The sequence below is a fragment of the Rhizobium sp. 10N427 genome, from assembly GCF_056394605.1.
In genome coordinates this window covers 128000-140939 of record NZ_JBFTID010000003.1, presented here as the reverse complement: position 1 = coordinate 140939, position 12940 = coordinate 128000, and the positions used below count along the sequence as shown (strand labels likewise).

Below are 12940 nucleotides of genomic sequence, written 5' to 3'. Positions count from 1 at the left end.
GGCACGCCTCAGTGCTGATTGGTTCGGGAATGCCAGCGCCAGGCTGACTGAATGATCTCGGACAGATCATATTGCGGCACCCATCCGAGCACATCCCGCGCCTTGTCGTTATTGGCGACCAGCGTGTGCGAATCGCCCTCGCGGCGGCCGATATACTCGACCGGGAAAGGCCGTTTCGAGACATCCTCGATCGCCCCGAGCAGCTCCTTCACCGTCGTGCCGGTCCCGGTTCCGAGATTGAGCGCCACGGAATCGCCGCCACGCAGCAGATATTCGACCGCCCGCACATGGGCATCGGCAAGGTCGAGTACATGGATGTAATCGCGTACACAGGTGCCGTCGCGGGTCTCGTAGTCACTGCCGAACACCTTGAACCCCTGGCGGCGGCCGAGCGCCGCATCGATCGCCAACGGGATCGCATGGGTTTCCGGATCGTGCCATTCTCCGATCCGACCGTCGAAATCGGCACCCGCAGCATTGAAATAGCGCAGAATGACGGAGCGCAGGCTCTTATACTGGTCATAATCCGCCAGGGCCTGCTCGACAATATATTTGGTGCGCCCGTAGGGATTGATTGGCACTTGCCGGTGCGTCTCATCCAGCGGCACGCTCTGTGGCAGGCCATAGGTCGCGCAGGTCGAGGAAAACACGAAGGCATTGATGCCTGCCGCCTGCGCGGCCGACAGCAGCGTCAGCGTACCGATTACATTATTCTCATAGAAGGCGACTGGATCTTTGACCGATTCACCCACCTCGATCAGTGCCGCAAAATGCAGGATCGCCGAAGGTTTGTGCTTGGCGAGCACCTCATCCAGCCGGGCCCGGTCGCGAATATCCCCCTCCTCGGCCGGCCCCCATTTGACGAACTCCCGATGCCCGTTCGAGAAATTGTCGAAGACAACGGGCTTGTAGCCCTTATTGGCCAGATCCAGGCACGTATGCGAGCCGATATAGCCGGCGCCGCCGACCACCAGAACAGTTTCACCTGCCATTCACCACCTCTATCGCCGTCTCGGATGAGGGAACCCTAGAGGAGATAAACGGCGAGAAAAAGGGGAATTGCAAAACCGATGCTGCAGGGCAGCAAAACACGCATAACAAAGCTCTGCGCAGGCGCGTCGTGCGGTAACGTTTTGGGATTTTAGCGGAGGAGCGAGCTCGCTCTGAGCGATTCCAGAGCGAAAATTGGTGGCGCGCACGGCGTTGAAAGGCAATCCGAATACAGCCGAGATTATAGCGCTTTCCGGCGCGGAGTTATTGCAGCGTTTTGCAGCAGCGATGTGATGGCAGAAACCGGCTGCGGCCTGCCGAAGGCATAGCCTTGCAGAATGTCGGCACCGAGTTTCGCCAGCACTTCTGCATGGGCGATCGTCTCGACACCCTCGGCAACGATCTCGACATCGAGCGACCGGGCGATATCGATCAGCGAGCCGATCAGCCGCCGCTGGGTCTCGTTTTCCAGAACCGGAAGCACCAGCTGGCGATCGATCTTCACCCGGTTGGGACGCAGTTCGACCAGACCGAGCAGCGAGGCGTGGCCGGAGCCCAGATCGTCGATCTCGATGTCGATGCCGCACTCCCGGATCTTATCGATATTGCGCTTCACCTGGCCGCTCAGGCTATCGAAGAAGATCGTTTCGATCAGCTCGAAACTGATGCGTCCCGGCGGGATCTGCAGCTGCTTGACCTTGGCCGGCAGGTTTGGATCGGCGAGACGCTCTGCCGACAGATTGACGGAAACCCGCGGCACATCGAGGTCCGCCAGCGACCAGCGGTTAATGTCGAACAGGGCGCGCTGCAGGATCGCATCGTCGATTGCCTCCATCAGGCCGTGAGCGGCCGCCAGTGGCAGAAACTCCGCCGGGCTTCTGACACCCTTGGCGCTTTCCCAGCGGGCGAGCGCTTCCAGGCCGCAGATCTCATAGCTGCGCGCATCGACCTGGACCTGATAGTAAGGAACAACCTCGCCGGCCCGGAGACCCGTCTTCAACTCCTGCAGCAGCTGCTTTTCAGCGTTTATCTTGTTGGCAAGCGACGGCGAGAAAAGCTCATCGCGATTGCGGCCGCCCCGCTTGGCCTCATAGAGCGCGAGGTCCGAGGAGGCGAGCAGCGATGCCAGCTGATCAGAGGGCGCGCTGGCCAGGCCGATCGAACATTCGATGACAAAGGGCTCGCCGTCTATGTCGAGCGGGCGTCGCAGAGCCTGGCGCAGATCGCGGACGATCCCGGTATCCCTGCCTGGCGAAAGATGATGCGAGACGATGACGAACTCGTCGCCACCAAGCCGGGCGGCGATCTCGCCGTCTCCCACACAGGCCGTCAGCAGCGAACCGACATGGCGAAGAACCTGGTCCCCGCCGGCATGGCCGAAACGGTCGTTGATATCCTTGAAGCGATCGATATCGATATGACAGACGGATACGATCCGGCCCGCCTCACGCCCAAGAGCTGCAAAAGCCTCGTCGAATGCCCGCCGGTTCAAAAGCCCGGTCAGATAGTCGTGATCGGCGGCGTAGCGCGCATCGGCGCGGCTGCTGTCGGCGGCCTCGCGCTCGCGCGCAAGCTGCTCGTTGCGCAGAACATCTTCAGTGACGTCCCATTCCGCCCCTATGAAACACGGCTCTCCCTGGCCATCGACGAAATACTTTGCGCGCGACCGTATATGCCGCACAGCACCATTCGGGCGGATGATGCGAAATTCGGAAGCATAGTCGCTCCTATTCCTGATCGCCTCCTCGAACAATGCACTGGCGCGGCTACAATCGTCGGGATGAACGCTTTCGAGCCAGACGACGTCGAGCAAACCCTTGTTGATGCCGTAGATACTCTGCAGCTGCTCGTCCCAGCGTGTCTGGTTTTTCAACAGGTTATGCTGCCAGATACCGATGCCGGAGGCTTCGAGCGCAATATTGAGCTGCCGAACCAGATCTTCCAGTTCGTTGTTCGTCCAGGTTAGTTTCGTTTCCACTGCGTTCCGGCCTCTTTTGCAGCACTATGCCGGTTATTGCTTAGGAAATACTGAAGCCATTCTCCCGAGTTCCACCCTCGATTTTTTGCAACCGTCTGCAATTCTTGAGCGAGTGATCGTCAGGATTTCGAAGATTACGAGATGGGATGGGTTCGTCCGGAGAGGCAATTGGAATGCTGCCTTGCAAGGCAAAATGCCCTCGTCGCAGCGAACAGTAAGTTCACGCGTGTGACCGCAAGGCCAAAACTGAATGTAGAAAAATGATGGCGGAGAGGGTGGGATTTGAACCCACGGTGCCCTTGCAGGCACGCCGCATTTCGAGTGCGGTACATTCAACCACTCTGCCACCTCTCCGCGGTCTGGTTGACGCCGTTAAGCGCGGGCTGTCTCTTAGCGATAGAATCACGGGCTGGCAAGACGAAATTGCGACGCTTTTTCATCCTTCTGCCTTGACAGATTTTTGACACTCGTCTATCCCGCCTCCGCAATAGGCGTGGAAAAGTCCGTGCCTTGCCCGCCTCGCGCTCGCGTGAGGTTTCACCGGCAGACAGAATTTGGGGTTCAGCCCCGAAATCCCTGCTTAACACAGACTGATAAGAAGACAGCCACCTGCGGTTTGCAGGGAGAGCTGGATCGAACATGAAAGGATTAAAAAATGTTCGCAGTCATCAAGACCGGCGGTAAGCAGTACCGTGTGGCAGCAAACGACGTGCTGACCATCGAGAAGCTTGAAGCATCCGCTGGCGACTCCATTGAATTCACCGAAGTACTCGTCATCGGCGAAGGCGCCGATGCAGCGATCGGCGCACCCTTCGTCAAGGGCGCATCCGTCAAGGCCGAAGTGGTCGAGCAGAACCGTGGCAAGAAGGTCATCGCCTTCAAGAAGCGCCGCCGTCAGAACTCGAAGCGCTCGCGCGGTCATCGCCAGCATCACACGGTTGTCCGCATCACGGACATCCTGGCAGCCAAGTAATCGGTTTCGGGCAACTAAGGTTTAAAGGAGAAATCCAATGGCACACAAAAAAGCTGGCGGTTCGTCGCGCAACGGTCGTGACTCTCAGTCCAAGCGCCTTGGCGTGAAGAAGTTCGGCGGCGAAGCCGTCATCGCAGGCAACATTATCGTGCGTCAGCGCGGTACGCAGTGGCATCCGGGCGCCAATGTCGGCCTCGGCAAGGACCACACCATTTTTGCGCTTACGAACGGCAATGTAGACTACCGAACGAAGGCCAATGGTCGCGTGTACGTATCTGTAATGCCGAAAGCGGAAGCAGCGGAATAAGCCGGTAGCGCTCTAAAACAGCCGGCGTCTCATCGACCCGGCTGAGCGTATCAGGTTCAGTCCAGAAAACAGGGGAGATGGGGCGCCATCTCCCCTTTTTCTTTGTCCATAAGGAGGACTGAACATGCAAGGCGAACTGATCAGGGTCGACCAATCAAGGTCACCCCGGGAAGACCAGAGGTCTCCCAAGGAGCGGCTGAGGCCGGAGCGGTTAAGGACCGATTGCCCTGTCTTGTTATCGGAAAGGCTCGTCATGCGCGCGCCTCACGTGGAAGACATTGACGCCCTTTCCCATCTCGCCAACAACGCCAAAGTCGCCACAATGGTATCGCGCATGCCGCACCCGTATACCGCCAATGATGCCGCCGACTTTGTACGTCGAACGGCGAATGGCGAGATCGGCAAGTGCGTCTATGCGATTACCAAAGCCGAAAACGGCGCGTTTATGGGCTGCTGCGGCGTGGAACCGCATGCCGATGGACGCACCGTCGAGATCGGTTACTGGCTCGGCGAACCCTTCTGGGGGCAGGGCTACACCACGGAGGCCTGCCACGCGCTAGTCGATATGGTGTTCCGTACCCGCGAAAGCGTCGACCAGATCGACGCCCGTTGCCGGGTGACCAACGTCGCGTCGCGCCGCGTCATCCAGAAGTGCGGCTTCCAGTTCCAGGGCTCGGGTCTTGCCGCGTCGCTAGCGCTCGGATCCAACGTCCCGGTCGAATGGTACAGGCTCGACCGCAAGACCTGGATGTCGCTGAGAAGCTGGGGGGCACTGTCATGAGCGCAGCCCTTCTCGACCGCCAAAAGGTCCAGCCGATGACACCGGGCGCTGTTCCCGTCATCGGCACCGCCAGGCTTTCGCTTCGCCCGCACCGGCTGAGCGATGCCGATGCCATTGCCGGATCGCTGAGCGATTTCGCGGTGACAAGAATGCTGGCGCGCGTGCCGGCACCCTACCACCGGCAGGACGCCCTGGATTGGCTGGTTCCAGTCACCTCTGGGCGGCTGCAGGATTGGCATCTGGCGATCACCAGCGGAGACGATACCCATATCGGCATGGTCTCCGTTGAGCTTCGCCACGGGCGCTGGCACCTTGGATACTGGCTGAACCGCTACTACTGGCGGCGCGGCTATATGAGCGAAGCGGTCGCCGGCGTGCTGGAGCGGTTTTCGCGCCGGATGCCGGAGATGCCCGTTCACTCCGGCGTCTTTGCCGATAACCCCGCCTCGCTGCGGCTGCAGGAAAAGCTCGGCTTCCGCATGAGCGGGTGCTCGGAGATCTACAGTTTCGCTCGCAACACCATGGTGTCGCATGTCGAAACCGTCCTCCAGCCTGGCGCGCTTCAAAGCGTCAAGGCCGCCTGACTGAGACTGAAACCCCGCGGCAGGAATGCCGCGGCGTTTTCTATACCTCGATCTCGACCCAGACCGGGAAGTGATCCGAACCAACCGAATCCGTATCGACATGGGCGGCCTTGAGGCTGCCTGCCAACCCGCCGCTGACGAAACAGTAATCGAGATGCATCCGCTTTCCGTGATCCTTGGGATCCATCCAGCTGTAGCCTTTGGGGTGATAGCCATCGAGCGCCGCCAGCGCATCGACAGGCGTGCCTATACGCGGAACGCGCCCGTAATATCCGTCCTTTGCGCCGGCAAGCGCGCAATATTCAGGCGATTCCGGCACCATGTTGAAATCGCCCATGACGACGTAATCCTCCGGCAGCGGCAGCTCCTCGAAATCGAGCTCGCCTGCACCGCTGACGGCACCGCCTTCGAGGCGGAAACCATTGATCCGGTCGTTGAGATGGCGGATCTGGGCAATGCGCTCATCGACCGAAACATGGTCGAGATGCACCGAATAGACGCGCAGCGGCCGGTTGGGAATGTCGATCAGCGCCTCCGTCGCCCCCCGCTGCAGATTGAGCTTCGACACCGTGCGGCTGCGCGGCAGGAGATGCGTGCGCGAGGACAGGATTGGAAAGCGCGACAGGATCATGTTGCCGAACTGGAAGCGCGTGCCGCGGGGCGGAAAGCCGCTTTCACCAGCCGCGACATGCAGATCAAAGGGCGCGCCATAGACCCAGAAATAGTCGGGAAACAGCGCCGCGAGATCGGCGACCATGTCGGCAAAATCGTTCGATTCCGAGCCTCTGGTCACTTCCTGCAGCGCGATGACGTCAGCCCCTTCGAGACTATCCGCAATGCGGCCAAGGTCGTAAATCCCATCAAGACCGAAGCCGTACTGTATGTTATAGCTCGCAAACTTCACGATATTCTTTGACCTCCGCATGAACCGCCTATATCGAAAGCGGCGAATAAGGCGCGTTAATAGCCACCGGTACTGGAAGTAAAATGAAATTTCTCGACGAAGCAAAGGTCTATATCAAGTCCGGAGACGGCGGTGGCGGCAGCGTGTCGTTCCGTCGCGAGAAATTCATCGAATTCGGTGGACCGGATGGCGGCGACGGCGGACGCGGCGGCGATGTCTGGGCCGAAGCGGTCAACGGATTGAACACGCTGATCGATTTCCGCTTCCAGCAGCATTTCAAGGCGCAGATCGGGACCCACGGCATGGGCCGCAACCGCACCGGCGCCAACGGCAGCGACGTCACGCTCAAGGTACCCGTCGGAACGCAGATCTTCGAGGAAGACCGCGAGACACTGATCTGCGACCTCACCGAAGAGGGGCAGCGCTTCCGCATCGCGGCAGGTGGCAATGGCGGCTTCGGCAACGCGCATTTCAAGTCTTCGACCAACCAGGCGCCCGATTGGGCCAATCCTGGCCTCGAAGGCGAGGAAAAGACCATCTGGATGCGGCTGAAGCTGATTGCTGATGCCGGTCTGGTCGGAATGCCGAACGCCGGCAAGTCCACCTTCCTGGCGTCCGTCACCCGCGCACGCCCGAAGATCGCCAATTATCCCTTCACAACGCTGCACCCGAACCTCGGCGTCGCGACGGTCGACGGACAGGAATTCATCCTCGCCGACATCCCGGGCCTGATCGAAGGCGCCCATGAGGGCGTCGGCATCGGCGACCGCTTCCTCGGCCATGTCGAGCGCACCCGCGTTCTCTTGCATCTTGTCTCCGCGCAGGAAGAGAAGGTCGGCAAGGCTTACAAGACCGTGCGCCATGAGCTCGAAGCCTATGGCCAGGAGCTTGGCGAGAAGGTCGAGATCGTCGCGCTGTCGCAGATCGACGTGCTCGATGACGAGACGCTGAAGAAGAAGACCAAGGAACTCGCCAAGGCCTGCGGCCGCACGCCGTTCCAGATTTCGGCGGCGACCGGCAAGGGCATGACCGAGGTGCTGCGCGCCCTGCGCGAAATCATTACCGAGGCCAATGCCGGATCGGCTGAAAAGATCGCAAAGGCACCGAAGCTTCGTCACCGCGATATGGCCTCCGATGAGGAAAGCGAAACGGATGACAACGCGTAAGTCTCTGGATCGCCATCGCCGCATCGTCATCAAGATCGGCTCGGCACTGCTCGTCGATCGCAAGACGGGTTTGAAGAAGGCTTGGCTGGACGCCATGTGCGCCGATATCGCGGCGCTGAAGAAAAAGGGCGCTGACGTTCTCGTCGTCTCATCGGGCGCTATCGCACTTGGCCGTTCGGTTCTCGATCTTCCCTCCGGCGCCCTGAAGCTCGAAGAGAGCCAGGCAGCCGCAGCCGTCGGCCAGATTGCGCTGGCTCGCGCCTGGTCCGAAAGCCTCTCCCATGATGAGATCGTCGCCGGGCAGATCCTGCTGACGCTTGGCGATACCGAAGAGCGCCGCCGTTATCTGAATGCCCGCGCCACGATCAACCAGCTGCTGAAGATCGGCGCCGTACCGATCATCAACGAAAACGACACGGTCGCCACAAGCGAAATCCGCTACGGCGACAACGACCGGCTCGCCGCGCGCGTCGCGACCATGACCGGGGCCGACCTGCTGATCCTGCTCTCCGACATCGATGGTCTCTATACGGCGCCACCGCATCTCGATCCGGAGGCGAAATTCCTGGAGACGATCGCCGAAATCACCCCGGAGATCGAAGCCATGGCGGGCGGAGCGGCTTCCGAGCTGTCGCGCGGCGGCATGCGCACCAAGATCGACGCCGGCAAGATCGCGACGACCTCGGGCTGCGCGATGATCATCGCATCGGGCAAGACCGATAGCCCGCTATCCGCCATTGAAAGCGGCGCGCGCTCCTCGTGGTTCGCGCCTTCAGGGACACCCGTCACAGCCCGCAAAACTTGGATCGCCGGGCAGCTGCAGCCGGCTGGTGAATTGCATATCGATGAAGGCGCTATGACCGCGCTTGGCGCCGGCAAGAGCCTGCTGCCTGCCGGTGTCCGCAAGATCAACGGCATTTTCAGCCGCGGCGATACCGTGGCGATCATCGGCCCCTCCGGACGCGAGATTGCCCGCGGCCTTGTCAGCTACGATGCCGACGAGGCCCGCCAGATCGCCGGGCGCAAATCGGCCGAGATCGAGAAGATCCTCGGCTATCCCGGCCGCGCCGCCATGATCCACCGCGACGACATGGTGATGACGGCGCAGATAAGTTCGAAATCCGAAAGGCAGAAGAAGGACGCAAGCTATGCTTGATACGGTTGCGCAGAGCCCTGACATTGACGTGCTGATGAACGACATCGGCCGCAAGGCAAAGGCTGCAGCGCGACCGTTGGGCTTTGCCTCCACCGAAAGCAAGAACAAGGCCTTGAATGCCATGGCCGATGCGATCCTTCGGAACAAGGCGCATATCCTGGCGGAGAACGCCAAGGACCTGAAGGATGTCGAAGGCGGCAGCCTGCTGGCTTCCTTCGTCGATCGGCTGACGCTCAATGACAAGCGCGTCACCGAGATGGCTGAAGGCATCCGCACCATTGCCGCACTCAAGGATCCTGTCGGCGAAATCATCGCCGCCTGGGACCGGCCGAACGGCCTGAAGATCGAGCGCACCCGCACGCCGCTCGGCGTCATCGGCGTGATCTTCGAAAGCCGCCCGAACGTGACCGCCGATGCCGGCGCGCTATGCCTGAAGGCCGGAAACGCCGTCATCTTGCGTTGCGGTTCAGATTCGCGCCGTTCCTCGCAGGCAATCCATGCCTGCCTGGTGGAGGGATTGAAGGAAGCCGGGCTGCCCGAACACGCCATCCAGCTCGTACCGGTCACCGACCGGGCGGCCGTCGGCGCCATGCTGCGCGGCCTGGAAGGCGCGATCGATGTCATCGTCCCGCGCGGCGGCAAGAGCCTTGTCGCTCGCGTCCAGAACGAGGCCCGCGTGCCGGTTTTCGCCCATCTCGAAGGGCTTTGCCACGTCTACGTCGATAAATCCGCCCATCTCGCCATGGCAAAAGACATCATCGTCAACGCCAAGATGCGCCGTACCGGCGTCTGCGGCGCTGCGGAAACCCTGCTGATCGATAAAGCGGTGGCAGGTACCCACCTGAAGCCGTTGCTAGAAGCGCTGGCTGCCGCCGGATGCGAGATTCGCGGCTCCGCGGCAGTGGTCGATGCTATCCCCGGCACCAAACCGGCAACGGAAGAGGACTGGTCGACGGAATATCTCGACGCGGTGATCTCGGTTGCCATCGTCGACGGCATATCGGGCGCGATCGACCACATCCAGACATACTCCTCGAACCACACCGAGGCAGTGCTTGCCGAAGACTCTGATGTCGTCGAGCGCTTCTTCACCGAGATCGATTCCGCCATCCTGCTGCACAATGCCTCGACCCAGTTTGCCGATGGCGGCGAGTTCGGCATGGGCGCGGAGATCGGCATCGCCACCGGCAAGATGCATGCCCGCGGCCCTGTCGGCGTCGAACAGCTGACCTCCTTCAAATACCGCGTTCGCGGCACCGGACAGACGCGGCCCTGACGTGATTCCAGAAGGACTAGACCGGCACTATCTTCGCATGCCGCACACCGAGCGCGGCATGGTCGTCGGTCTTTTCGGAGGGTCCTTCGATCCGCCGCACCAGGGCCATGCGCTGGTGGCCGAGATCGCCATCCGCCGTCTCGGGCTTGATCAGCTATGGTGGATGGTTACGCCCGGCAATCCATTGAAGAGCCGCAATCACCTGGCACCGCTGGCCGAACGCATCGCCCTCAGCGAAGCGATCGCGCCGGATCCGCATATCAAGGTCACGGCTTTCGAACAGGCGCTGGGGATCAGCTATACGGCCAACACGCTGGCGAAGGTGAAAGCCCGCAATCCGCATGTTCACTTCGTCTGGATCATGGGTGCCGACAGCCTGCAGACATTCCACAAGTGGCAGAAATGGCAGGATATCGCAAAGACCTTCCCGATCGCCGTCATCGACCGCCCGGGATCGACGCTGTCCTTCCTGTCGTCGAAGATGGCGAAGACCTTCGACTACGCGCGTGTCGATGAAGACGATGCAAGAGCGCTCTGGAAAAAACCGGCGCCTGCCTGGACCTTCATTCATGGGCCACGTTCGGCGCTGAGTTCGACCGCGATCCGCAAGGCCGCCGAATAATCCGAGTTGTGAGAAGAGCAGAAATGAAAAGCCCGACGGGGGAGGATCCGTCGGGCTTCATAAACTTGATCGACAACTGGGAGGAGGAGTGTTGCCGATCCATATCGAACGGCCTTGGGAGGAGGAGTGGCCGTTTCGATGCTTAAGTTCTATCATAATCGATTGAAAAATGAACATCGTATATCGCAATGCAGCAATGCGCAGTATGCAAGGCTAGGCTAAGCATTCCGGATGATCCTGCTCGTTTTTCGGGCAATCCAAACGGGCTATCGGTAGACCCGCTCGGAAAAGGCGCTCATTCCAGACCTGATCATCAGTTCGTAGACCATTCGCCTGCTGATTGGATTATGGAGCCTTGCAACTTTGGATCCGAGAAACTCCGTCTCCGTGTGGTCGAAGGCGGTCAGATCCGCCGCATTGGCGATGGTGTCATAGTAGAACTGATGGTGATCCCGGCGGCAGACGTAGGTCTTGTATTTGGTCATGCAGAAAGCAGAGAACTCCGCACCGTTTTCCCGCAGGAAATCGGCAACGCCGACAGTAACCTCCGGCCAGGCCGGATTGAACGTGTCGTCGAAGGCGATGATGCCGTGTGGCGCGAGGCTATCCTTCGCCAACCGGCTATCGGCGACGATATGCGGCAACATGTGGCCGCCATCGATGCTGAAGAAACGGACTTCTCCGATCTTGTCCTTTATCTCGCTTGCCGAGAGCCGGGTACTGTCGCCGGTGACGACCAACGCCTCGTCAACGGCAAGCCCAAGCCGCCGTCCGTTATCCAGGAAACGCCCGTATTGCGGCGAAGCGCCGTCGCCGGTCTGGCCGATGTCGAACAGATCGATCGCCAGCAGTTTCTGATCCGGCCCGCAGATCTTCCGGAACAGATAATAGGAGCGTCCGTAGAAGACGCCGATCTCGGCTATGCCACCGTCAAGGTTGTCGCTGTTTTGTCTTTGCAATAGAGAGAGGAACACAAGTGCGTCGGGCGGATCGATATATCCTTCGATCGTCTGTAAATCGTGGAAGATGAATTTCCGTGTCGCCGAGTTCATCAAACCTGCAGATCCTCTTCGCCTGTGATTTCATAGCGTTTTTCGCATCTATAGGCACGAAGTAAACAGCAGATCAGGCAGGATTATCAAGCTTAACGTAGCGAATTTCGGATTCTACTTGGAATTTCAGCACGATAGGCAAGAATATCTGCAATTTATACGCGATAAATCCCAAGTTTATCGATTCATTTGTGGCAATACTTAGGCAGAAAATGTGGCCACGCATCAATATGTTTGTGAAAATATATCCCTAGCCAAGGCGAGGCAGATCGATATATTCGCTTCGATATTTCGAACCGGGGAGTGAATTTTATGCAGAACCGCCGTCATTGGATGAAACTGGCTATGGCCGCTATTTCCGCCGGCTTTATCGGCCTCGGCACCCTGCCGCAGCCGGCTGCGGCCGCCGAAAAGGTGACCGTCTTCGCCGCTGCGAGCCTGAAGGACGCCCTCGATGCCGCAAACGCCGCCTGGGCCAAGGAAAGCGGCAAGGAAGCCGTGGTCTCCTATGCTGCCAGCGGCGCGCTTGCCAAGCAGATTGAAAACGCCGCACCGGCAGACGTCTTCATTTCCGCCGATCTGAACTGGATGGATTATGTCGCCGGCAAGAAGCTGATCAAGGACGACACCCGCTCCAACCTTCTCGGCAACCGTCTGGTGCTGGTCGCCGCCAAGGACAAGGCGAAGCCTGTCGATATCAAGCAGGGCTTCGACCTTGCGGGCCTGATCGGCGACGGCAAGCTGGCAATGGGCGAGCCGAAATCCGTTCCGGCCGGCAAATACGGCCAGGCCGCCCTCGACAAGCTGGGCATCTGGAAGTCGGTTGAGCCGAAGGCCGCCTTCGCCGAGAGTGTTCGCGCCGCACTGGCACTCGTTTCGCGCGGTGAAGTGCCTTACGGCATCGTCTACCAGACCGACGCAGCCGCCGATAAGGGCGTTGCGATCGTCGGCACCTTCCCGGCCGATTCCCACCCACCGATCATCTATCCGGTGGCGCTGCTCGCCGAAAGCAAGAATGCCGATGCCGCCGCTTATCTCGACTTCCTGAAATCCGACAAGGCCGCACCGTTCTTCACCGCGCAGGGTTTCACGATCCTGAAGTGATCGAACTGAAATGATTGCAGAATTTCTTTCTGCAGCTTAGCGTGAAG

General features: G+C 59.9%; 13 protein-coding genes and 1 tRNA gene. 9 read left to right on the top strand and 5 right to left on the bottom strand.

Going from position 1 to position 12940, the window contains the following annotated elements:
• Positions 1-8 precede the first annotated feature (8 nt).
• The 3 genes from galE to AC1DIJ_RS08150 all read right to left on the bottom strand — a co-directional run bounded on the left by galE (position 9) and on the right by AC1DIJ_RS08150 (position 3322).
• A complete protein-coding gene (gene galE / locus AC1DIJ_RS08160; RefSeq protein ID WP_112385935.1) occupies positions 9-992 on the bottom strand; it encodes a UDP-glucose 4-epimerase GalE in 984 nt (327 codons plus the stop codon).
• 239 nt (positions 993-1231) lie between these two features.
• Positions 1232-2968, bottom strand: a complete 1737-nt coding sequence (locus tag AC1DIJ_RS08155; protein WP_112385936.1) for an EAL domain-containing protein — start codon at positions 2966-2968, stop codon at positions 1232-1234.
• Between the two features lie 264 nt (positions 2969-3232).
• A tRNA-Ser gene (locus tag AC1DIJ_RS08150) sits at positions 3233-3322 on the bottom strand.
• A 301-nt stretch (positions 3323-3623) separates the two neighbouring features.
• Between AC1DIJ_RS08150 and rplU the strand changes: the two genes are divergently transcribed.
• The 4 genes from rplU (at position 3624) to AC1DIJ_RS08130 (ending at position 5613) form a co-directional block, all read left to right on the top strand.
• Positions 3624-3941, top strand: a complete 318-nt coding sequence (rplU, locus tag AC1DIJ_RS08145; protein ID WP_112385937.1) for a 50S ribosomal protein L21 — start codon at positions 3624-3626, stop codon at positions 3939-3941.
• Positions 3942-3978: 37 nt separating this feature from the next.
• A complete protein-coding gene (gene rpmA / locus AC1DIJ_RS08140; RefSeq protein ID WP_112385938.1) occupies positions 3979-4248 on the top strand; it encodes a 50S ribosomal protein L27 in 270 nt (89 codons plus the stop codon).
• Between the two features lie 124 nt (positions 4249-4372).
• Positions 4373-5029: a GNAT family N-acetyltransferase gene (locus tag AC1DIJ_RS08135; RefSeq protein WP_112385939.1), complete on the top strand. Its 657-nt coding sequence runs from the start codon at positions 4373-4375 to the stop codon at positions 5027-5029.
• Between the two features lie 35 nt (positions 5030-5064).
• On the top strand, positions 5065-5613 hold the full coding sequence (locus AC1DIJ_RS08130) for a GNAT family N-acetyltransferase (protein WP_112386070.1): 549 nt from the start codon (positions 5065-5067) through the stop codon (positions 5611-5613).
• Between the two features lie 40 nt (positions 5614-5653).
• Here AC1DIJ_RS08130 and AC1DIJ_RS08125 read toward each other — a convergent pair whose 3' ends face one another.
• On the bottom strand, positions 5654-6517 hold the full coding sequence (locus AC1DIJ_RS08125; protein WP_112385940.1) for an endonuclease/exonuclease/phosphatase family protein: 864 nt from the start codon (positions 6515-6517) through the stop codon (positions 5654-5656).
• 83 nt (positions 6518-6600) lie between these two features.
• On the opposite strand from AC1DIJ_RS08125, the gene obgE reads away from it, so the two are divergent.
• From obgE to AC1DIJ_RS08105, 4 genes are read left to right on the top strand one after another with little or no spacing between them, the layout of a single operon-like run.
• On the top strand, positions 6601-7683 hold the full coding sequence (obgE, locus tag AC1DIJ_RS08120) for a GTPase ObgE (RefSeq protein WP_112385941.1): 1083 nt from the start codon (positions 6601-6603) through the stop codon (positions 7681-7683).
• Positions 7670-8839: a glutamate 5-kinase gene (gene proB, locus AC1DIJ_RS08115; protein ID WP_112385942.1), complete on the top strand. Its 1170-nt coding sequence runs from the start codon at positions 7670-7672 to the stop codon at positions 8837-8839. Before obgE ends, proB begins: the two co-directional genes overlap by 14 nt.
• Positions 8832-10115 carry a glutamate-5-semialdehyde dehydrogenase gene (locus AC1DIJ_RS08110; RefSeq protein WP_112385943.1) on the top strand — a complete coding sequence of 428 codons (1284 nt, stop codon included), beginning with the start codon at positions 8832-8834 and terminating at the stop codon, positions 10113-10115. The genes proB and AC1DIJ_RS08110 overlap by 8 nt, the downstream gene beginning before the upstream one ends.
• A 37-nt stretch (positions 10116-10152) precedes the next feature.
• Positions 10153-10737, top strand: coding sequence for a nicotinate-nucleotide adenylyltransferase (locus tag AC1DIJ_RS08105; RefSeq protein WP_477831369.1), 585 nt, complete (start codon positions 10153-10155; stop codon positions 10735-10737).
• Positions 10738-11003: 266 nt separating this feature from the next.
• Here the strand turns inward: AC1DIJ_RS08105 and AC1DIJ_RS08100 are convergent, their stop codons facing one another.
• Complete coding sequence (locus AC1DIJ_RS08100; protein ID WP_112385945.1) at positions 11004-11789, bottom strand: class I SAM-dependent methyltransferase; 786 nt, start codon at positions 11787-11789, stop codon at positions 11004-11006.
• Between the two features lie 312 nt (positions 11790-12101).
• On the opposite strand from AC1DIJ_RS08100, the gene modA reads away from it, so the two are divergent.
• Positions 12102-12893, top strand: a complete 792-nt coding sequence (gene modA / locus AC1DIJ_RS08095; RefSeq protein ID WP_112385946.1) for a molybdate ABC transporter substrate-binding protein — start codon at positions 12102-12104, stop codon at positions 12891-12893.
• Positions 12894-12940: the final 47 nt, after the last annotated feature.